19 protein-coding genes and 1 tRNA gene are annotated in these 18,641 nt (G+C 69.6%); 6 read left to right on the top strand and 14 right to left on the bottom strand.

Annotation, left to right across the window (positions count from 1 at the left end; all coding sequences use genetic code 11):
- Nucleotides 1-50: 50 nt before the first annotated feature.
- The 3 genes from atpD to ACWPN5_RS15215 all read left to right on the top strand — a co-directional run bounded on the left by atpD (nucleotide 51) and on the right by ACWPN5_RS15215 (nucleotide 3,012).
- Nucleotides 51-1,490 carry a F0F1 ATP synthase subunit beta gene (gene atpD / locus ACWPN5_RS15225; protein WP_492296127.1) on the top strand — a complete coding sequence of 480 codons (1,440 nt, stop codon included), beginning with the start codon at nucleotides 51-53 and terminating at the stop codon, nucleotides 1,488-1,490.
- A 90-nt stretch (nucleotides 1,491-1,580) separates the two neighbouring features.
- Nucleotides 1,581-1,997, top strand: coding sequence for a F0F1 ATP synthase subunit epsilon (locus tag ACWPN5_RS15220; RefSeq protein ID WP_145681415.1), 417 nt, complete (start codon nucleotides 1,581-1,583; stop codon nucleotides 1,995-1,997).
- 196 nt (nucleotides 1,998-2,193) lie between these two features.
- A complete protein-coding gene (locus tag ACWPN5_RS15215; RefSeq protein ID WP_145681416.1) occupies nucleotides 2,194-3,012 on the top strand; it encodes an acyl-ACP desaturase in 819 nt (272 codons plus the stop codon).
- Nucleotides 3,013-3,237: 225 nt separating this feature from the next.
- Here ACWPN5_RS15215 and ACWPN5_RS15210 read toward each other — a convergent pair whose 3' ends face one another.
- The 9 genes from ACWPN5_RS15210 to ACWPN5_RS15170 form a co-directional block, all read right to left on the bottom strand.
- Nucleotides 3,238-3,735, bottom strand: a complete 498-nt coding sequence (locus ACWPN5_RS15210) for an RNA pyrophosphohydrolase (RefSeq protein ID WP_145681417.1) — start codon at nucleotides 3,733-3,735, stop codon at nucleotides 3,238-3,240.
- A gap of 5 nt (nucleotides 3,736-3,740) precedes the next feature.
- Complete coding sequence (locus ACWPN5_RS15205) at nucleotides 3,741-4,892, bottom strand: divergent polysaccharide deacetylase family protein (protein ID WP_492296124.1); 1,152 nt, start codon at nucleotides 4,890-4,892, stop codon at nucleotides 3,741-3,743.
- Nucleotides 4,893-5,003: 111 nt separating this feature from the next.
- A complete protein-coding gene (locus tag ACWPN5_RS15200) occupies nucleotides 5,004-6,422 on the bottom strand; it encodes a S41 family peptidase (RefSeq protein WP_492296122.1) in 1,419 nt (472 codons plus the stop codon).
- Complete coding sequence (locus ACWPN5_RS15195) at nucleotides 6,423-7,847, bottom strand: murein hydrolase activator EnvC family protein (protein WP_492296120.1); 1,425 nt, start codon at nucleotides 7,845-7,847, stop codon at nucleotides 6,423-6,425.
- A gap of 14 nt (nucleotides 7,848-7,861) precedes the next feature.
- Nucleotides 7,862-9,427 (bottom strand): 2,3-bisphosphoglycerate-independent phosphoglycerate mutase, encoded by a 1,566-nt coding sequence (gpmI, locus tag ACWPN5_RS15190; protein ID WP_200479798.1) that lies wholly within the window; start codon nucleotides 9,425-9,427, stop codon nucleotides 7,862-7,864.
- A 145-nt stretch (nucleotides 9,428-9,572) separates the two neighbouring features.
- A complete protein-coding gene (gene rlmH, locus ACWPN5_RS15185) occupies nucleotides 9,573-10,031 on the bottom strand; it encodes a 23S rRNA (pseudouridine(1915)-N(3))-methyltransferase RlmH (RefSeq protein WP_014239449.1) in 459 nt (152 codons plus the stop codon).
- A gap of 41 nt (nucleotides 10,032-10,072) precedes the next feature.
- Entirely contained in the window at nucleotides 10,073-10,453 is a 381-nt protein-coding gene (rsfS, locus tag ACWPN5_RS15180; RefSeq protein WP_051658054.1) for a ribosome silencing factor, read from the bottom strand.
- 56 nt (nucleotides 10,454-10,509) lie between these two features.
- Nucleotides 10,510-11,127, bottom strand: a complete 618-nt coding sequence (locus ACWPN5_RS15175; protein ID WP_200479799.1) for a nicotinate-nucleotide adenylyltransferase — start codon at nucleotides 11,125-11,127, stop codon at nucleotides 10,510-10,512.
- 118 nt (nucleotides 11,128-11,245) lie between these two features.
- Nucleotides 11,246-12,526 (bottom strand): glutamate-5-semialdehyde dehydrogenase, encoded by a 1,281-nt coding sequence (locus tag ACWPN5_RS15170; protein WP_492296117.1) that lies wholly within the window; start codon nucleotides 12,524-12,526, stop codon nucleotides 11,246-11,248.
- A gap of 197 nt (nucleotides 12,527-12,723) precedes the next feature.
- Between ACWPN5_RS15170 and ACWPN5_RS15165 the strand changes: the two genes are divergently transcribed.
- Nucleotides 12,724-13,605: a c-type cytochrome gene (locus tag ACWPN5_RS15165; protein WP_200480052.1), complete on the top strand. Its 882-nt coding sequence runs from the start codon at nucleotides 12,724-12,726 to the stop codon at nucleotides 13,603-13,605.
- A gap of 108 nt (nucleotides 13,606-13,713) precedes the next feature.
- On the top strand, nucleotides 13,714-14,457 hold the full coding sequence (locus tag ACWPN5_RS15160) for a sulfite exporter TauE/SafE family protein (protein WP_492296114.1): 744 nt from the start codon (nucleotides 13,714-13,716) through the stop codon (nucleotides 14,455-14,457).
- A 23-nt stretch (nucleotides 14,458-14,480) separates the two neighbouring features.
- On the opposite strand, the gene ACWPN5_RS15155 is transcribed toward ACWPN5_RS15160, so the two are convergent.
- The 5 genes from ACWPN5_RS15155 to rplU all read right to left on the bottom strand — a co-directional run bounded on the left by ACWPN5_RS15155 (nucleotide 14,481) and on the right by rplU (nucleotide 18,307).
- Complete coding sequence (locus ACWPN5_RS15155; RefSeq protein ID WP_492296112.1) at nucleotides 14,481-15,164, bottom strand: HAD family hydrolase; 684 nt, start codon at nucleotides 15,162-15,164, stop codon at nucleotides 14,481-14,483.
- The gene (gene proB, locus ACWPN5_RS15150) at nucleotides 15,161-16,369 is read right to left on the bottom strand and encodes a glutamate 5-kinase (protein WP_492296110.1); all 1,209 of its coding nucleotides are present in this window, start codon (nucleotides 16,367-16,369) and stop codon (nucleotides 15,161-15,163) included. The genes ACWPN5_RS15155 and proB overlap by 4 nt, the downstream gene beginning before the upstream one ends.
- On the bottom strand, nucleotides 16,302-17,531 hold the full coding sequence (gene obgE, locus ACWPN5_RS15145) for a GTPase ObgE (RefSeq protein ID WP_492296108.1): 1,230 nt from the start codon (nucleotides 17,529-17,531) through the stop codon (nucleotides 16,302-16,304). The genes proB and obgE overlap by 68 nt, the downstream gene beginning before the upstream one ends.
- Nucleotides 17,532-17,677: 146 nt before the next feature.
- Nucleotides 17,678-17,956, bottom strand: a complete 279-nt coding sequence (rpmA, locus tag ACWPN5_RS15140) for a 50S ribosomal protein L27 (RefSeq protein ID WP_014239458.1) — start codon at nucleotides 17,954-17,956, stop codon at nucleotides 17,678-17,680.
- 33 nt (nucleotides 17,957-17,989) lie between these two features.
- Complete coding sequence (rplU, locus tag ACWPN5_RS15135) at nucleotides 17,990-18,307, bottom strand: 50S ribosomal protein L21 (RefSeq protein ID WP_014239459.1); 318 nt, start codon at nucleotides 18,305-18,307, stop codon at nucleotides 17,990-17,992.
- Nucleotides 18,308-18,516: 209 nt separating this feature from the next.
- Here rplU and ACWPN5_RS15130 point away from each other — a divergent pair.
- Nucleotides 18,517-18,606 (top strand) — tRNA-Ser (locus tag ACWPN5_RS15130).
- The last annotated feature ends 35 nt before the right edge of the window (nucleotides 18,607-18,641 follow it).

The following is an 18,641-nucleotide window of genomic DNA, read 5'->3' as shown; positions in this document are numbered from 1 at the left end:
GATACGACGGCACATCCGACAATTATCGAGTTCCGAGGGAGCTTTACTCCATGGCCACCACCACCCAGGCGACGAACGCCGTCGGCAAGATCACGCAGGTCACGGGCGCCGTTGTCGACGTCCAGTTCGACGGCGAGCTGCCGGCCATTCTGAACGCTCTGCACACCCAGAACGACGGCAAGGTCCTCGTGCTCGAGGTTGCCCAGCACCTCGGCGAGAGCACCGTCCGCGCCATCGCCATGGACAGCACCGACGGCCTGGTCCGCGGCGCCGAAGTGACGGACACCGGCGCCCCGATCGCCGTGCCGGTCGGCCCGGCCACCCTCGGCCGCATCATCAACGTGATCGGTGAGCCGATCGACGAGCGCGGCGACGTCGGCGCCGAGCGCACCCTGCCGATCCACCGTGCGGCCCCGGACTTCGTCGAGCAGTCGACGGACGCCGAAGTGCTGATCACCGGCATCAAGGTCATCGACTTGCTGGCTCCCTACGCCAAGGGCGGCAAGATCGGTCTGTTCGGCGGCGCCGGCGTGGGCAAGACCGTGACCATCATGGAGCTGATCAACAACGTCGCGAAGGCGCACGGCGGCGTGTCGGTGTTCGCGGGCGTGGGCGAGCGCACCCGTGAGGGCAACGACCTCTACCACGAGATGATCGAGTTGGGCGTCATCAAGCTCGACGGCCCGGGCTCCAAGGTGGCCCTGGTGTACGGCCAGATGAACGAGCCGCCGGGCGCCCGCGCCCGCGTCGCCCTGTCCGGCCTGACCCTCGCGGAATACTTCCGCGACGAGGAAGGCCAGGACGTGCTGTTCTTCGTGGACAACATCTTCCGCTTCACGCAGGCCGGTTCGGAAGTGTCGGCTCTGCTGGGCCGCATCCCGTCGGCGGTGGGTTACCAGCCGACGCTGGCCACCGACATGGGCGCCCTGCAGGAGCGCATCACCTCCACGAAGAAGGGGTCGATCACCTCGGTGCAGGCCATTTACGTGCCCGCCGACGATCTGACCGACCCGGCCCCGGCCACCTCCTTCGCCCACCTGGACGCCACCACGGTGCTGTCGCGTTCGATCGCCGAAATGGCGATCTTCCCGGCGGTGGACCCGCTGGACTCGACCAGCCGCATCCTGGACCCGCGCGTCGTCGGTGAGGAGCACTACACCGTCGCCCGTTCGGTGCAGCGCGTTCTGCAGACCTACAAGTCGCTGCAGGACATCATCGCGATCCTGGGCATGGACGAGTTGTCGGAAGAGGACAAGCTGGTCGTGGCCCGCGCCCGCAAGATCCAGCGCTTCCTGTCGCAGCCGTTCCACGTCGCCGAGGTGTTCACCGGCACCCCGGGCGTGCTCGTCAGCCTGGAAGACACCATCAAGGGCTTCAAGGGCATCGTGAACGGCGACTACGACCACCTGCCGGAAGCGGCCTTCTACATGGTCGGCACCATCGACGAAGCCATCGCCAAGGCGAAGAAGCTGGCCGCCGAAGCCGCCTGATCAGGGTCGGCTGAGGTTCGGTAACGAGGCTAACCCTCTCCTCCGCCCGCGCGGGGGAGGGGGTTCTTATGAAGAGGCACCAGGAAACCCATGGCCGATAAAGTCGAATTCGAGCTGGTCTCTCCGGAGAAGCTGCTGACCTCGCAGCCCGTCGACATGGTCGTGGTGCCGGGTTCGGAAGGTGACTTCGGCGTCCTCGCCGGCCACTCGCCGATGATTTCGACCGTCCGTCCGGGCGTGATCGACGTCTACGAGGCCGACCGCGTGGTCGACCGGGTGTTCGTCGCCGGCGGCTTCGCCGAGGTGACCGAGACCCGCTGCACCGTCCTGGCCGAGGAGGCCATCGCGGTCGCCGAGATCGACCGCGCCAAGGTCGAGCAGCAGATCCGCGACCTGGGCGAGGATCTGGAAGACGCCAAGTCCGACGACGAGAAGGCCCGCGTGGAGGCGAAGATCGCCATCGCCCGCGCCAAGCTCGACGCGACCGGCGCGACCACCACGCACTGACAGCGGCCGCGGCCCGGCGGCGACCGCCGGCTGGGCCGTTTCCGTTGCATTGCGCCATCGCAGCCATACATAGTGTCCCCTAGGGGATCGAACGCCTCCCGGCCCGTCCGTCGAGGCGTTTTTGTTTTTATCGTCCTATTCTCCGTCAGAGCGTGGAACAACCGGCCCGGAACGGCGGCCGCAGCGGGAGTGGAGTGTGGCGTTGCACTGGAAATACGAAGAGCTTCCCTGGGATCAGCTGGACCACAGCAAGGTCGATCCCGATCTCGTTCCGCTCATCAAGGCGGCGGCCCTGGTGGAGTTCAACGCCGACGACTACACGGCCTATCTCTGCAACGTCTTCCACGACGATCCCGAGTTCCAGGAGGTCGCCCACGGCTGGGCGGTCGAGGAGGTCCAGCACGGCCGCGCGCTCGGCAAGTGGGCGGAGCTGGTCGATCCGACCTTCGACTTCGACCGGGCCGTCGAGCGGTTCCGCGCCGGCTACAAGGTGCCGATCGACCTCGACGCCTCGGTCCGCGGCTCGCGCACCGGCGAGATGATCGCCCGCTGCATGGTCGAGACCGGCACCAGCAGCTATTACGCGGCCATCGGCGACTCGACGGACGAACCGGTCCTCAAGCTGATCTGCAAGAACATCGCCGCCGACGAGCTGCGCCACTTCAAGCTCTTCTACACCTACACGAAGAAGTATCTGGAGCTGGAGCAGCTCAACAAGTTCCAGCGCCTCAAGGTCGCGCTGTCGCGGATCGGCGAGTCGGAGGACGACGAACTGGCCTACGCCTACTACGCGGCCAACGCGCCGGAGGGCGAGCCCTACGCGCACAAGACCTACAATCAGGCCTACATGCGCCGCGCCTACGGCCGCTACCGGCCCAAGCACGTCGACCGCGCGGTGGCGATGGTCTTCAAGGCCTGCGGGCTGAAGCCGCACACCCGCTTTTACAGCGTCGCCGCGCGCGGCGCCTGGTGGCTGATCGAGAGCCGCGCCAAGCGGCTGGCCAAGGTGGCCTGAACGGTCGGGCCTCAACTGTAGCCCTCTCCCCTCTGGGGAGAGGGTGCCCGCGAAGCGGGCGGTGAGGGGGATGCGCGAGGCGGTACGTCCGGCACAAGCGCAACCCCCTCACCCTAACCCTCTCCCCGCTTTCGGCGGACCGAAGGTCCGCCTGTCGCGTCAGCGCAAACGAAGTTTGCGCGAGAGCGGAGGGGAGAGGGGACTTCAAATGCAATTCTTCTAAAATCAGCCCCGCCGCAGCGCCGCAATGATCGGGGCGAACTCCGCCAGGACCGATTCGTAGACCGGGCGCTTGAAGGGCACGATCAGGCCGGCCAAGTCGTCAGAGTCGACCCATTTCCAGGCGTCGAACTCCGGGTGCTCCGTGGCGAGGTCGATGTCGGCGTCCGTGCCGGTGAAGCGGGCGGCCAGCCAGACCTGCTCCTGACCGCGCCAACGGCCCTTCCAGACCTTGCCGATCAGATGGTCGGGCAGGTCGTAGCGCAGTTTTTCCGCCGTCTCGCCGAGGATCTCGGCCTTGTCGGTGCCGATCTCTTCCTTCAGCTCGCGCAAGGCGGCCTCATGCACGCCCTCGCCCTCGTCGATGCCGCCCTGGGGCATCTGCCAGGCGTCCTTGCTGTCGCAGCGCCGGGCCACGAAGACCTGCCCGCGGTCGTTCAGCAGCATCACGCCCACGCAGGGGCGGTAGGGGAGGGCTTCGCGGTCGATGGGCTTCTTGCTCATGCGCCTTATTGCTTCTGCATGTTGGCCACGGCGGAGACCGGCACGATGGCGATGCCACGGTCGGCCAGTCCGGTGAGCCACAGGTTGATCCGTTCGATGGTGCTGGGATAGGGCGCGCCGATTCCCACCGCGGCCCCGTTGGCTTTGGCGATGGTCTCCAGCTCGGCGAGCTGGTCGTCGATGGCGCCGCGCGACAGGTCGCGGTCGATCACCCGGTCGGCGAAGGCCCGCGGCACCCCCGCCTCGCCCGCCAGGGTGCCGGCGACGCTGCGCGGGTTGGCGCGGGCGTCCAGCACCATCAGGCCGCGCGCCTTCATCGCCGCGACGACCGGCGTCACCGCGTCAGGGTTGGCGGTGAATTTGCTGCCCGTGGTGCTGGTGATGCCGACATAGCCGACGGCCTTGCCCAGCGACCATTCCAGCCGCTCCATGTTGCGCTCGGGCGGCAGCATGCTGAGCAGGGCGTTGGGGCCCGGGTCGTTGCGCGGATAGTCCTGCGGCTCCATGGGGATGGAGAGCATCACCTCGTGCCCCTTGCTGCGGGCGCGCTCGACCCAGTTGTCCAGCCGCTCGGCGTAGGGGACGAAGGCCAGCGTGATGGTCGGCGGCAGCTTCTGCAGGGCGTTGCCGGTGGTCACGCCGGAGATGCCCATCTCGGCCAGCACGATGGCGATGCGCGGGCGCCGGTCGGCGGCAGGGAAGGGGCGGGCGTAGACCTGCCAGGGCTTGCGCCCGTCTTCGGCGATGCGCGGCAGCGGCCCGTTGCGCGAGTCCTCGACCAGGCCGGGGACCGGCGCTGGGGTCAAGGTGACCGGCTCGTTCACGGTCACGGCAAGCGGCGGCGGGGGAGCCGCGGCGGCGGGCGGCGGGGCGGGCGCCGCTGTGGGCGTGGCGGGTGCGGGCTGGACGGGAACCGCCGCCGCCGTGGCGGGCGGTGCCGCCGGCACGGCCGGGGGCTGGGCGCCCTTCACCGCCACCTCGACGCTGGGAATGGCGGCCCGCCACGCCTCGGTGGTGTGCTCTGCGTTCATCACCAGCCAGCCGGCCAGCCCGCCCAGCCCGAGGGCCAGCACGGCGTAGGCGCCGAGCAGCCGTTTGGCGAGGGGCGACAGCGGGCGGCGCTCCTTGCGCGCGCGGCGCGTCGTCGGAATCGCCACCGGCCTTGCGGCGCCGGAGGCGGGCCAGCAGGCCGGGTCCGGAACGTTCCCGTTTCGCGGGCTTCAGGCGGCCCAGCAGGGCGGCAGCGTTCACGGACCCGGTCCCTCCTCTCAGTGCGCGCGGGCCTGGAACAGGGCGACGCCCCGCAGCAGGTCGAGCGCGCGGGCCAGCTGGTAGTCGAAGGGCGGCTGGTTGGGCGCGCCCTCGCCATTCTCCGCGGACGGCGCCGCCGGGGCGTTGCCGTTGGCGGGAGCCGGCGTCGCACCCGGCGCGGGGGCCGCGCCTGGAGCCGCACCGGGGGCCGGAGCGTTGCTGGCGCCCGGCGCCGGGGCCGGCTGGGTGGTCGCCGGACGGGGGGCGTCCGGGTTGCGCAGCGCGCCGCGCAGGTCGCTCTCGCGGCGGCGGATCAGACCCTGGTCGGTCTCCTCGACGCGGGCCGGGTGCACCTCGATGTCCGGGGTGATGCCCAGGGCCTGGATCGACTTGCCCGACGGCGTGTAGTAGCGCGCCGTGGTCAGGCGCATGGCGCCGTGGCCGGGCAGCGGGATGATCGTCTGGACCGACCCTTTGCCGAAGGACTGGGTGCCGAGGACGAGCGCCCGCTTGTGGTCCTGCAGCGCGCCGGCGACGATTTCCGAGGCCGAGGCCGAGCCGCCGTTGACCAGCACCACGATCGGCAGGCCCTTGGCGAGGTCGCCGGGCTTGGCGTTGTAGCGCGTGCCCTCCTCGGCCTTGCGGCCGCGGGTGGAGACGATCTCCCCCTTCTCCAGGAAGGTGTCGGAGACCGAGACCGCTTGGTCGAGCAGGCCGCCGGGGTTGTTGCGCAGGTCGAGGACGTAGCCCTTCAGCTTGTCGCCCAACTGCTGCTGGATCGAGGCGATGGCCTTCTCCAGCCCCTGCTGCGTCTGCTCGTTGAAGCTGGTGATGCGGACGTAGCCGATGTCGCCCTCGGTGCGGTAGCGGACCGACTGCACCTTGATGACGGCGCGGGTCAGCGTGACCTCGAACGGTTCGCCGGCTTCGCCGCGGCGCACGGTGACCTTGATGTCGCTGCCCACCGGGCCGCGCATCTTCTCCACCGCCTCGTTCAGCGACAGGCCCATCACGGCCTCGCCGTTGAGCTGGATGATCAGGTCGCCCGGCTGCAGCCCGGCGCGGAAGGCCGGGGTCTCGTCGATGGGCGACACGACCTTGATCAGGCCGTTCTCCATCGTCACCTCGATGCCCAGCCCGCCGAACTCGCCGCGGGTCTGAACCTGCATGTCCTGGAAGCTCTTGCGGTTCAGATAGCTGGAATGCGGGTCGAGCGAGGTGAGCATTCCGTTGATGGCGGACTCGATCAGCTGCTCGTCCGTCGTCGACTCGACATACTCGGCGCGCACGCGCTCGAAGACGTCGCCGAACAGGTTGAGCTGGCGGTAGGTCTCGGAACTGTTGCCGGTGCTGTTCACCTGCGCGGTGACGGTGGCGACGCCGGCCCCCAGAAACACCAGGGCCGCGGCGGTGGCGGCACGCTTGACTATCCTCATCTACCCTTGTCCTTTCCCCTCCGGGGCGCCGAAACCGCGCTGTGGATTGATCGGCTGTCCGTGACGTCGAAGCTCGAAGTAAAGATCGGGTGACCCGTCGGCGGGCATCAGGCCGATGGGTTCCCCCGTGGCCACGCGCCGTCCGACGGCCGTGTCGATGCGGCCAAATCCAGCGATGAGACTATGATATCCGTGGCTGTGTTCCACGATCAAGATTTGGCCATAGCCGCGGAACGGCCCGGCGAAGACGATCGTTCCGGCCTGCGGCGACACCACCGTCGAGCCGGCGCGGGCCTGGATGGTGACGCCCCGGCTGGTCGCGCCGTAGCGGTCGGCCTCGCCGTAGCGGACGGTCACCCGGCCGCCCACCGGCAGGCGTTCCCCGGCGGGCGGGCTGGGCGCGGCGCGGGCGGTTTCCGTCTCGGCCCTGGCCCTCTGGTCTGCGGCCCTCTGCTCCGCGAGCTTCTGCTCGGCCTGCCGTTGTTCCGCCGCTTTCTGTTCCGCGAGCTTCTGCTCGGCCGCCCTCTGCTCCGCGGCCTTCTGCTCGGCGAGGCGGCGTTCGGCGTCGCGGCGCTCCGCCTCCAGCCGCTCGGCCTCGCGCTTGGCCGCCATGGCGGCGGCGGCGCGGCGTTCGGCCTCGATGCGGTCCATCAGCTGGCGCAGGTCGGCGGCCTGACCGGTCAGTCGGGCGGTGCGCTGGGCGACCTGCTGCCGTTCCTCCTCGGTCTGGCGCGACAGCTCCTCGCGCCGGGCGACGAGCTGGCCGATCTCCTTCTGGCGGTCGATCAGTGTGAGGCGGGCGGCGTAGGTGCGGGTGCGCTGGGCCTGCAGCGTCTCGCGCGTCTCGGCCAGCCGGGTCAGCGCCTGGGCCAGCGCGTCGGCGCGGGCGCGCAGGGCCGGCACCGTGTCGCGCAGCAGCAGGGCGGAGCGCAGCGTGTCCACCGGCCCGTCCGGGCGGGCCAGCGCCGCTTCCGGCGGGATGCGGGCGACGCGCTGCAGGGCGGCGAGCAGGGCGGCGATCTGCTGCCGTTCGCCCTCCAGCTTCTCGGCCTGATTGCGCTCCTGCGTCTCCAGGGCGGTCAGGGACTCTTCGAGATGGGCGAGTTCGTCCTCCTGCGCCCGCTCCTGGTCGGCGAGGCCAACCAGCCGGTCGCGCAGCTCGTCCAATTCCTTCTGGAGCGTCTGGGACTGGCGGTCGAGCTGCCGTTGCAGGGCCTTGTCCGACTGGAGATCCTGCTCCACCCGCTTCAGCGTCTGGCCGGGGGACTCGGTCTGCGCCGCGGCGGCGGTGGAGAGGACGAGAAGGGTGGCGGTCAGCAGGGCCGGCCGCCAGGAAAACGCCCGCTCCCGCCCGGCGCCTTGCGGACGGGAGACGGGGAGGGGGAGCAGAGCAACACCCGCCGGATGATCGCGCCCTGCGCCCATGCTCCGATTCCGCCTTATTCCGCGGCGGCCCGCGCGCTGGCGCGGTCGATCAGGCTCTTGCCGGTCATCTCCGCCGGCTGCGGCAGCTTCATCAGATCGAGCAGCGTCGGGGCGATGTCGGCCAGACGCCCGCTGCGGATCGCCGACACCCCGGCGGGGCCGTTCACCAGCACCAGCGGCACCTTGTCCAGCGTGTGGGCGGTGTGCGGGCCGTTGGTCTGCGGGTCCCTCATCAGCTCGCAGTTGCCGTGGTCGGCGGTGACCAGCATCACGCCGCCCTGGGCGCGCACTGCGGCCTCCAGCCGGCCCAGGCTGACGTCCACCGCCTCGACCGCCTTGATGGCGGCGGACAGGATGCCGCTGTGGCCGACCATGTCGGGGTTGGCGTAGTTGATGACCACCAGATCGTACTTCCCGCTGTCCACGGCGGCGACGACCTTGTCGGTCACCTCGGCGGCGGACATCTCCGGCTGGAGATCGTAGGTGGCGACCTTCGGCGACGGCACCAGGATGCGGTCCTCGCCGGGGTACACGCGCTCCTCGCCACCGTTGAAGAAGAAGGTGACGTGCGGGTACTTTTCCGTCTCGGCGATGCGCAACTGGGTCAATCCGGCCTCGCTGACCACTTCGCCCAGCACCTTGGTCAAGGATTTCGGCGGAAAGATGGTCGTCATCAGCTTGGCGAGTGTGGACGAGTACTCGACCATACCGACGGCGGCGGCCAGCTTCGGGACCGAGGCGCGCTCGAACCCGTCGAAGGCCGGGTCGACGAAGGCGGCCAGGATCTCGCGGGCGCGGTCGGCGCGGAAGTTCGCCATCAGGATGGCGTCGCCGTCCTTCATGCCGGCGTAGCCGTCGATGACGGTCGGCAGGATGAACTCGTCGTGAGTGCCGGCGGCGTAGCTCTGCTCGATCGCCTGGATCGGGTCGGCCGCCGTCAAGCCCTCGGCGCTGACCAACGCGGCGTAGGCCTTGGCGACGCGGTCCCAGCGCTTGTCGCGGTCCATGGCATAGTAGCGACCGCTGACCGTGGCCACATTGACGCCGGGCAGGGCGTGGACGTCGGCCATGAACTCGGCCATCTGGTCCTTGGCGCTCTGCGGCGGCACGTCGCGGCCGTCGGTGAAGGCGTGGATCTCGACCGGGACGCCTTCATGGGCCAGCACACCGGCCAGCGCCGCGATGTGGTCCTGGTGCGAATGGACGCCGCCCGGCGACAGCAGGCCCAGGATGTGGCAGCGCCCGCCCGAGGCCAGCAGCGTCTTGGCGAGGTCGTTCAGCGCGACGTTGCGCTCCAGCTCGCCCTCGACGATGGCGTGGTCGATCATCACCAGATCCTGGCGGACGACGCGGCCGGCGCCCAAATTCATGTGACCGACCTCGGAGTTGCCCATCTGGCCCTTGGGCAACCCGACCTCCTCCTCGCTGGCCTCCAGGAAGGCGCGCGGCTCCGACGACCACAGCCGGTCCCAGTTGGGCGTGTTGCCCTGGGCGATGGCGTTGTCCTCGCGTTCCTCGCGGTAGCCCCAGCCATCCAGGATGCACAGCACTACGGGTCGGGGACGATTGGTCTCGGTCATCACGGTCCTCATACGCCTGTCACGGTCGGGTTGCGGGTCTCGGTCGAACTGTCTGACGCGGTTTCTTGTGGCTGATGCCTTTTACGCGCGCATCGCCTTGGGCCGGATCAGAAAATGGCATGCCTGCGCACGCGCACAATGGGAGTCATGCACGGTGATAGGGGTGTCCGGCCAGAATTTGCTGGGCACGGTAGATTTGCTCCGCCAACATGCCTCGCACCAGCATATGCGGCCATGTCATGGCGCCCAAGGCCAAAAGGAAATCGGCGCGCGCCCGCACGGCGTCGCCGTGGCCGTCGGCCCCGCCGATGAGAAAGGCGATGTCGCCCGCCCCCTGGTCCCGCCAGCCGCCGATCTTCGCGGCGAAGGCTTCGCTGGTGATGGTCTTGCCGCGCTCGTCCAGCGCCACGACGATGGCCCCGGCGGGGATGGCGGCCAAAAGCAGCTCCGCCTCCTGCCGCTTCAACTCGTCGGAGGCGAGGCGCTTCTTCACCTCGACCTCGCGCAGAGTCAGCGGCCAGGACAGGCGGCCGGCGTACTCGTCATACAGGTCGCGCGCCGGACCGGTCCGTGACCGCCCAACCGCGGCAAGCCACAGACGCATCGGTCCGACTCCCGTTCGTCACCCGTCCTGAATGGTGTCCGTCAGGCGCTCATGCGCTCGGCGGAGGGCCGCGGCGTCTCCAGACCCCACATCTTCTCGATGTTGTAGAAGGTCCGGACTTCCGGGCGGAACAGGTGGATGATGACGTCCCCGGCGTCGACCAGAACCCAGTCGCACTGGTTCAGGCCCTCGACCTCGACGCCGCGCAGACCGGCCTGCTTCATGCGGTCGGCCAGCTTCATGGCCATGGCGGCGATGTGCCGGGTGTTGCGGCCCGACGCCACGATCATGTAGTCGGCGATGCTGGTCTTGCCGGCAAGGTCGATGACGACGACGTCTTCGGCCTGATCGTCGTCCAGGGACTTCTCGACGAGCGCCTTCAGTTCGTCCGGCTGGGGAACGGGAACGGGCGCGGGCCGCACAACGGGCGCGGCCGGTTCGATGAACGTGTTGATGGTACCTACCTCGCGATACAGGGTCACGACCCGCTGGCGCGTGCCCGGCGGATCGCCGTCGCCGAAGCCGGATGCAGCGGGTTGCGGAGGAAAATCCAGGCCGGTGTTTTCGAACCGGCCAACCCCTTGGCCTTGTGCATGCTCACCCGGCGACGGGCATAGCGCTGAGCGGCTATGCCACCAAGCGCCCCTATAGAATAAGTTGGACGGGCGAGAACTGCAACCGGCACCAGCCGGAAGATGCGCGTCCAATGCCGCCAGCGGGGGATTTGCCGAAGATTGTCCGCCCCCATCAGCCAGACGAAGCGCGTTTTGGGGAAGCGGAGCGTGAGCTTGGCCAGCGTGTCGGCGGTGTAGCGGGTGCCAAGCTCCCGCTCGATGGCGGTGACCCGGATGGCCGGATGGCGGGCGGTGCGCCGGGCCTCTTCCAGCCGCTCGGCCAGCGGCGCCATGCCGCGCACCGGCTTCAGCGGGTTCTGCGGGCTGACCAGCCACCACACCTGATCGAGGCCCAGCGCCTTCAGCGCGTACAGGCTGATGTGCCGGTGCCCGGCGTGGGCCGGGTTGAAGGACCCGCCGAGCAGCCCGACGCGCAGGCCGGCGTGGAGCGGGCCGGCGTAGCGGTGGGGGGGTGGCGACATGCTTGCCCCCTCCCTAACCCTCCCCCGCTGCGCAGGGGAGGGAATCAATCCCCCTCCCTCGCCGAAGGCGGGGGAGGGTCGGGGGAGGGGGCAGACGTAAGCTCCAGGGACTTGAATTTCACGGCCGCGTCTGACCATCGCCGCGCACGACATACTTGTAGCTGGTCAGCTGCTCCGCCCCCACCGGGCCGCGGGCGTGGAACTTGTCGGTGGAGATGCCGATCTCCGCACCCATGCCGAACTCGCCGCCGTCGGCGAACTGGGTGCTGGCGTTCCATAGCACGATGCCGCTGTCGATGCGCTGCAGGAAGCGCTCCGCCGCCGCCGCGTCCTCGGTCACGATGGCGTCGGTGTGGTGGGAGCCGTGGCGGTTGATGTGCTCGATCGCCCCGTCCACCCCGTCCACCACGCCGCAGGCGATGATGGCGTCGAGATACTCGGTGTCCCAATCCTCCGCCGTCACCGCCGTCACGCGCGGATCGACCGCCTGGGCGGCGGGGTCGCCACGGACGGCGCAGCCGGCGTCGAGCAGGTCCTTCACCAGCACCGGCAGCATGGCGTCGGCGATTTTGCGGTCGACCAGCAGCGTCTCGGCGGCGCCGCAGATCGAGGTGCGGCGCATCTTGGCGTTCATCACCACCTTGCGCGCCTTCTCCGGGTCGGCCCCGGCGTCGACGTAGACGGTGTTGTTGCCGTCCAGATGCTTGATGACCGGGATGCGGCTCTCCTCGGCGATGCGCTGGATCAGCGACTTGCCGCCGCGCGGGACGATCACGTCGATGCAGTCGCGCATGGTCAGCATATGGCCGACCGCCGCCCGGTCCGTGGTCGGGACGAGCTGGATCGCCGCCTCCGGCAGCCCGGCGGCGCGCAAGCCGTCGGCCAGGCAGGCGGCGATGGCGCGGGACGAGCGGATGCTCTCCGATCCGCCGCGCAGGATCGCCGCGTTGCCCGATTTCAGGCAGAGGCCGCCGGCGTCGGCGGTGACGTTGGGGCGGCTCTCGTAGATGATGCCGATCACCCCCAGTGGCACGCGCACGCGCTGGATGGCCAGCCCGTTGGGACGGGTCCATTCGGCGATGACGCCGCCGATGGGATCGGGGAAGTCGGCGATGTCCTCCAGCCCCTTGGCCATCGCCTCGATGCGGGCGTCGTTGAGGGCAAGACGCTCGATCATGGGACCGGCGAGGCCGCGCTCCCGGGCGGCGGTGACGTCCGCGTCGTTGGCCGCCTGGATCTCCGCCTTGCGGGCGCGGATCGCGGCGGCCGCGGCCCGCAAGGCCTGATCCTTCGACGGGCTTGGCACGGTCGCCAGCGCCGCCGCGGCGGCGCGGGCGGCGCGGCCGAGGGCGAGCATCTGATCGTGCAAGGCGTCGGTGGTCTCAAGCAGGGCGGACATCGGTCTCACTCCAGTGGCGTTCGCCAAGCGGCATCGGCCGGTTGAAAAGGGCGGAAACCATAGCCCATCCCGCGCCGCCGCGAAAGCCATGGCGGCTAAGCCGAATTGCTGATCGGCCTACTCAACAATCCGCCTGGGCCACGGTCGATTGCCGGCGTAGCGTGGCCCTCTGCGTCATCGGTGAGGGGGAGAACTCCATGGTCCGGCTTGTCCGCCGCGGCAGCGTCGCCGCGTGCCTGATGCTGTCCGGCATGATCGCGACCGCCATGATCGCGGCCGCTAGGGCCGAAACGCCGTCGGAATCACCGGTGGAGCGGGGGCGTGCCCTGGTCAACGGCATCGTCGCCTGCGGCAACTGCCACACCCCGCAGGGACCCGGCGGTCCGGTCGCGGGACGGGAGCTGGCCGGCGGGACGCCCTTCGTCGAGGAGCCCTTCACCGCCTACGCCTCCAACATCACGCCGGACCCGGAGACGGGGATCGGGCGCTGGACCGACGAGCAGCTGGTCACCGCCATTCGCGAGGGCAAGAGGCCAGACGGCAGCCTGATCGGGCCGCCGATGCCCTTCGGCTTCTACCGCGGCCTGTCGGACGGCGACCTGCGCGCCATCGTCGCCTATCTGCGCAGCGTGCCGCCGGTGCGGCATTCTGTCCCGAAGTCCGAGTACCGCATGGCGCTGCCCGCCGCCTACGGACCACCGGTCGGGTCGGTGGCGGATGTGCCGCGTACAGACCCGGTGACGTACGGCGCGTACATGGCCGGTCCGCTCGGCCACTGCATGGAATGCCACACGCCGATGCTGCCGGACGGGCGGCTCGACACGACCCGCATGGGGGCCGGCGGGCGGAACTTCGCCGGTCCGTGGGGCAACGCCGTCTCCCGCAACATCACGCAGGACAAGGAGCACGGGCTGGGCGGCTGGACCGACGCGGAGATCCGCCGGGCCATCACCGAGGGTGTACGTCCCGACGGCCACCGGCTGAGCCCGCCCATGGGCTATCACTATTACAAGTCCATGAGCGATGGCGAGCTGGGCGCCCTGGTCGCCTACCTGCGTACGCTTCCCCCGGCCCGCTAGACCCCACCGGCCGTGCGTGAAATACCGCACCGCCGAAAACGCAGTACCGTAAGCTTTGCCGAGAGGGCATAGTCCGCGGGTTTTTTCCACCCGCCGGACCGTGGCCCCATGCTGACCCTGCTGCTGATCGTCTCCGCCTTCTTCGCGGGCGTGCTCAACGCCGTGGCCGGTGGCGGCAGCTTCCTGACCTTTCCGGCGCTGATCATGGCCGGCGTGCCGCCGCTGAACGCCAACGCGACCAGCACGGTGGCGGTGTCGCCGGGCGCGCTGGCCAGCGCCTACGGCTACCGGCGGGAACTGGGGCGGATCAAGGAGGTCAGCCTGCCGGCCTTCCTCGGCGTCAGCCTGGTCGGCGGGCTGCTGGGCGCGCTGCTCCTGCTGTGGACGCCGCAGCGCGTGTTCGAGGCGGTGATTCCCTGGCTGCTGCTGTTCGCGACGGTGCTGTTCGCCTTCGGCCCGAAAGTGTCGGCCTACATCCGCCGCAACTTCAAGGTCGGCCACGGCACGGTGCTGATCGTGCAGTTCTTCATCGCCATCTACGGCGGCTATTTCGGCGGGGGGATCGGCATCCTGATCCTGGCGACGCTGGGCGTCTTCGGCCTGACCGACCTGCACGCGATGAACGGGCTGAAGGCGCTGGTCTCCGGCTGCCTCAACGCGGTCGCGGTGGTGGCCTTCGTCTTCGGTGGCGCGGTCTATTGGAACGAGGCGCTGATCATGCTGGTCGCCGCCATGGCCGGCGGCTACGCCGGGGCCGCCGTCGCCCGCCACATCCCGCCGCCGGTCCTGCGCAAGTTCGTGATCCTGGTGGGCGTGGCGATGACGGTCTATTTCTTCGTCGTGAAGGGCTGAGGCGCCCCAGGGAGCGGCGGCGGTCAGTCCGCCGCCATGCGCTCCGCGATGCCGCACAGGCCGTCCCAGTCCAGCGTCGCCGGGTCCTCCACCACATGATCGGCGGCCTCGAACAGCAGGTCGGCGTGCTGGGGCCAGGCGATGGTCAGCATGCCGGCGGCCCTGGCGGCGCGGGCGCCGGTCGGGCTGTCCTCGATCACCGCGCAGGCCGCGGGCGGCACGCCGAGGCGGGCGGCGGCGGTCAGGTAGGGCTCGGGGTCCGGCTTGCCCTTGCCCACGTCGTCGCGGCTGAGGCCGAACAGGAAATGCGGGCTGCCCATGTGGCGCAGGTTGGCCTCGACCACGCGGCGCCCGCTGTTCGACACGCAGGCCTGCAACAGCCCCCGTTCCGCGAAGGCGTCGACCAGCGCCAGGGCCCCGGCCCGCGCCTCGACCTCGGCGATGCGCTCCAGATAGAGGTCGGTGATGGCGTCCGCCCATTCCCGAAAGGTCAGGGCCATGGGACGGGCGGCGTGCAGCCGGGCGTAAAGCTCGGGGAAGGCGACGCCCAGCGTGGCCGCGTAGTCCGTGTCGGACATAACATGGCCGTGCAGCCGGCAGACCGCGATGGTGGCGCGCTGGTGCCAGGGCTCGCTGTCGAGCAGCGTGCCGTCGATGTCCCACAGGATCGCCTGGAGGGGCGGGCGGGCCAGGATCGGAACGCTCACCGCACCACCAGATCGTCGCGGTGGATCATCTCGTCGCGGCCGTGGTAGCCGAGGATCTCCTCGATCTCGTGGCTCTTGCGGCCGGCGATGCGGCGGGCGTCCTCGGCGGCGTAGGCGGTCAGGCCGCGCGCCACCTCGCGCCCGTCCGGCGCCTTCACCACCACGACGTCGCCGCGCTCGAAGTCGCCCTCGACGGCGCGCACCCCGGCGGGCAGCAGGCTGGCCCCGCGGGCGAGCGCCGACAGAGCGCCGGCGTCCACGGTCAGCGCGCCGTGGGCGTTCAGGTTGCCGCCGATCCACGCCTTGCGGGCGGAGGAGGGGGAGGCGGCGGGCAGGAACCACGTGCAGAGCGCGCCGCCCTGCTCGGGCCGCTGTTCCAGCGCGGCCAGCGGATTCATGCGCTTGCCCTTGGCGATGACCATGCGGCAGCCGGCGGCCAGCGCCACGCGCGCCGCGACGATCTTGGTCACCATGCCGCCGGAGCTGTAGCCGGGCGGCGGCTCGCCCGCCATGTTCTCGATGTCGGAGGTCAGTTCCTGGACGACCGGGATGTGCCGGGCCTCGGGGTCCTTGCGCGGGTCGGCGGTGTAGAGGCCGTCGATGTCCGAGAGCAGGACCAGCGTGTCGGCGCTGATCATCTGGGCGACGCGGGCGGCCAGACGGTCGTTGTCGCCGAAGCGGATCTCGGCGGTGGCGACCGTGTCGTTCTCGTTGATGACCGGGACGGCGCCCAGCCGCAGCAGCGTGTCGATGGTGGCGCGGCCGTTGAGGTGGCGGCGGCGCTCCTCCGTGTCCTCCAGCGTCACCAGCACCTGGGCGACGGTCAGCCCGTGGCGGGCCAGCGTCTCCTGATAGGCGGCGGCGAGGCGGATCTGGCCGGTGGCGGCGGCGGCCTGCTTCTCCTCAAGCCGCAGGGCGCGCCCGACGAGGCCGAGATGCTCGCGCCCGCAGGCAACGGCGCCGGAGGTGACGATCACCACCTCCTGGCCGCGCTTGCGGCAGGCGGCCACGTCGTCGGCCAGCGCGTCCAGCCACTCGCGGCGCATCCGGCCGGTGGCGCTGTCGACGAGCAGGGCGGAGCCGATCTTGACGACCAGCCGCCGCGCGTCGAGCAGGGTGGGAAGCAGGGAGGGAGCCTCAGCCTTTGGCGTTGTCGTCGTGGCCGTCGCTGTGTTCGGTGTCGTCACCGTCATCGTCGCCTTCATCGTCCCAGTCATCCCCATCCGGGTCGGAGCCGTCGTCCGCCTCCTCGGGGAGATCGTCGTACTCGCCCGTCTCCTCGTTCCAGCCGGCATACTCGTCGTCCATCTTCTGGCCGACCGGGGCCCGGGGGATGGAGCGCGTGACCGGAGCCTGGATGACGTCGGGCTCCTCTTCCTTGGACTGTTTGATGAGCGTGAGCAAGCGGTAAAGCACCGCCTGGACGCCCTGGCCGGTGGCGCCGGACAGAACCATCACCTCGGCACCTGACGCCGCCTCCAGCGCCGCCTTCTTCTCCGCGACCTCCTCGTCGAGCAGGGCGTCGGCCTTGTTCAGGCCGATGATCTCCAGCTTGTCGGCGAGGTTGCCGCCATAGGCGACCAGCTCGTTGCGGATGGTGGTGTAGGACTGGACCACATCCTCCGCCGTGCCGTCGATCAGGTGGAGCAGCACGCGGGTGCGCTCCACATGGCCGAGGAAGCGGTCGCCCAGCCCGTGCCCCTCGTGTGCGCCCTCGATCAGGCCGGGGATGTCGGCGATGACGAACTCCTCGTCACCGGCGCGAACGACGCCCAGGTTGGGGGCCAGCGTGGTGAAGGGGTAGTCGGCGATCTTCGGGCGCGCCGCGGTGGTCGCGGCCAGGAAGGTCGACTTGCCGGCGTTGGGCAGGCCGAGCAGGCCGGTGTCGGCGATCAGCTTCAGCCGCAGCCAGACCCAGCGCTCCTCGCCCGGCCAGCCGGGGTGCGACTTGCGCGGGGCGCGGTTGGTCGGGGTCTTGTAATGGGCGTTGCCGAAGCCGCCGTCGCCGCCCTTCAGGAGGACGACGCGCTGGCCGGGCTCCGTCAGGTCGAGCAGCACGGTCTCCTGATCCTCGTCGAGGATCTGGGTGCCGACCGGCACGCGCAGGACCACGTCCTCGCCCCGGGCGCCGTTGCGGTTGGCGCCCATGCCGTGGTTGCCGCGCTGCGCCTTGAAATGCTGCTTGTAGCGGTAGTCGATCAGCGTGTTGAGGCCGTTCACGACCTCGATCACGACATCGCCGCCGCGGCCGCCGTTGCCGCCGTCCGGTCCGCCATACTCGATGAACTTCTCGCGGCGGAAGGCGATGGCGCCGGGGCCGCCGTCGCCGCTTTTCAGATACACCTTGGCTTGATCGAGGAACTTCATCGGGGACCGTGCCGGCCAATCTACCGTTTGCGCACCGTCCTCCAACCGGGGGAAGGGGGCGGTGACCAGACCATCAAAAAAAGAAAATCGGGGGCCGGTTGCCCGAACCCCCGATCATCCCAACACACCGTACGGGCCGGACGAGATTACTCGGCCGCGACCGCCTGGACCTCGACCGCCTCGATGGCGACGTAGGTGCGCCCCTGGGCGCTGTGCTTGAAGGCCACCACGCCGTCCGCCTTGGCGAACAGGGTGTGGTCCTTGCCGATGCCGACGTTCTCACCGGGGTGGAACTTCGTGCCGCGCTGGCGGACGATGATGTTGCCGGCGACGACGTTCTCGCCACCGAAACGCTTCACGCCGAGACGGCGGCCAGCGGAATCGCGGCCGTTGCGCGAAGAGCCGCCTGCTTTTTTATGGGCCATGGGGAGTTACTCCTGTGACTGGTCGGCGGCCGTTCAGGCGGCGCCGTTGATCCCGGTGATGCGCAGGACGGTCAGGTCCTGGCGGTGGCCGTTCTTACGGCGGTAGTTCTGGCGGCGCTTCTTCTTGAAGACGATGATCTTCGGACCGCGATCCTGGGCGACGATCTCGGCGGTCACAGCAGCGCCGGCAACCGTCGGGGTGCCAAGGGTGGTGCTGCCGCCGTCGCTGACCATCAGCACGTCGTTGAGCGTGATGGAAGCGCCGGCCTCGGCCTCGAGCTTCTCAACGCGGATCACGTCGCCATTGGCGACCTTGTACTGCTTGCCGCCGGTGCGGATCACTGCAAACATCGTCGTCACTGCCTATCTCAAAACAAACGGAAGGGCCGCTCGCCCACCGTTTGAGGTGCAAGCCCGTTCGTGAGAGCGGGGATTTAACCGATGGGCCACCGGGAGTCAACAGGCATGGTGGCATTTTCCCGTTCATTTTCTTGCAAACAAGGGCTTGCATCCCCCCAGGCTTTTGGGTAGGTTCCGCGCCACCCCGGAAACGGGGCAGCGGATGGGTGGCAGAGCGGTTGAATGCACCGCACTCGAAATGCGGCATACCCGCAAGGGTATCGGGAGTTCGAATCTCCCCCCATCCGCCACTCTCATTCGAGCGAACGCTCAAACGAAGAAGCCT

The organism is Azospirillum sp. UENF 211521 (genome assembly GCF_058780535.1).
Note: the sequence above shows the minus strand (reverse complement) of the source record. Positions and strands in the feature narration are given on the sequence as shown.

Excerpts from the sequence above, each read along its gene's own strand:
- proB (WP_492296110.1), bottom strand. The coding sequence starts at position 16,369 with ATGAAGGCGACGATGACGGTGACGACACCGAACACAGCGACGGCCACG.
- ACWPN5_RS15220 (WP_145681415.1), top strand. The coding sequence starts at position 1,581 with ATGGCCGATAAAGTCGAATTCGAGCTGGTCTCTCCGGAGAAGCTGCTG.
- rplU (WP_014239459.1), bottom strand. The coding sequence starts at position 18,307 with ATGTTTGCAGTGATCCGCACCGGCGGCAAGCAGTACAAGGTCGCCAAT.
- atpD (WP_492296127.1), top strand. The coding sequence starts at position 51 with ATGGCCACCACCACCCAGGCGACGAACGCCGTCGGCAAGATCACGCAG.
- ACWPN5_RS15175 (WP_200479799.1), bottom strand. The coding sequence starts at position 11,127 with ATGTCGCCACCCCCCCACCGCTACGCCGGCCCGCTCCACGCCGGCCTG.
- rpmA (WP_014239458.1), bottom strand. The coding sequence starts at position 17,956 with ATGGCCCATAAAAAAGCAGGCGGCTCTTCGCGCAACGGCCGCGATTCC.
- ACWPN5_RS15160 (WP_492296114.1), top strand. The coding sequence starts at position 13,714 with ATGCTGACCCTGCTGCTGATCGTCTCCGCCTTCTTCGCGGGCGTGCTC.
- ACWPN5_RS15165 (WP_200480052.1), top strand. The coding sequence starts at position 12,724 with ATGGTCCGGCTTGTCCGCCGCGGCAGCGTCGCCGCGTGCCTGATGCTG.
- ACWPN5_RS15210 (WP_145681417.1), bottom strand. The coding sequence starts at position 3,735 with ATGAGCAAGAAGCCCATCGACCGCGAAGCCCTCCCCTACCGCCCCTGC.
- gpmI (WP_200479798.1), bottom strand. The coding sequence starts at position 9,427 with ATGACCGAGACCAATCGTCCCCGACCCGTAGTGCTGTGCATCCTGGAT.
- rlmH (WP_014239449.1), bottom strand. The coding sequence starts at position 10,031 with ATGCGTCTGTGGCTTGCCGCGGTTGGGCGGTCACGGACCGGTCCGGCG.
- obgE (WP_492296108.1), bottom strand. The coding sequence starts at position 17,531 with ATGAAGTTCCTCGATCAAGCCAAGGTGTATCTGAAAAGCGGCGACGGC.
- ACWPN5_RS15170 (WP_492296117.1), bottom strand. The coding sequence starts at position 12,526 with ATGTCCGCCCTGCTTGAGACCACCGACGCCTTGCACGATCAGATGCTC.
- ACWPN5_RS15200 (WP_492296122.1), bottom strand. The coding sequence starts at position 6,422 with ATGAGGATAGTCAAGCGTGCCGCCACCGCCGCGGCCCTGGTGTTTCTG.
- ACWPN5_RS15195 (WP_492296120.1), bottom strand. The coding sequence starts at position 7,847 with ATGGGCGCAGGGCGCGATCATCCGGCGGGTGTTGCTCTGCTCCCCCTC.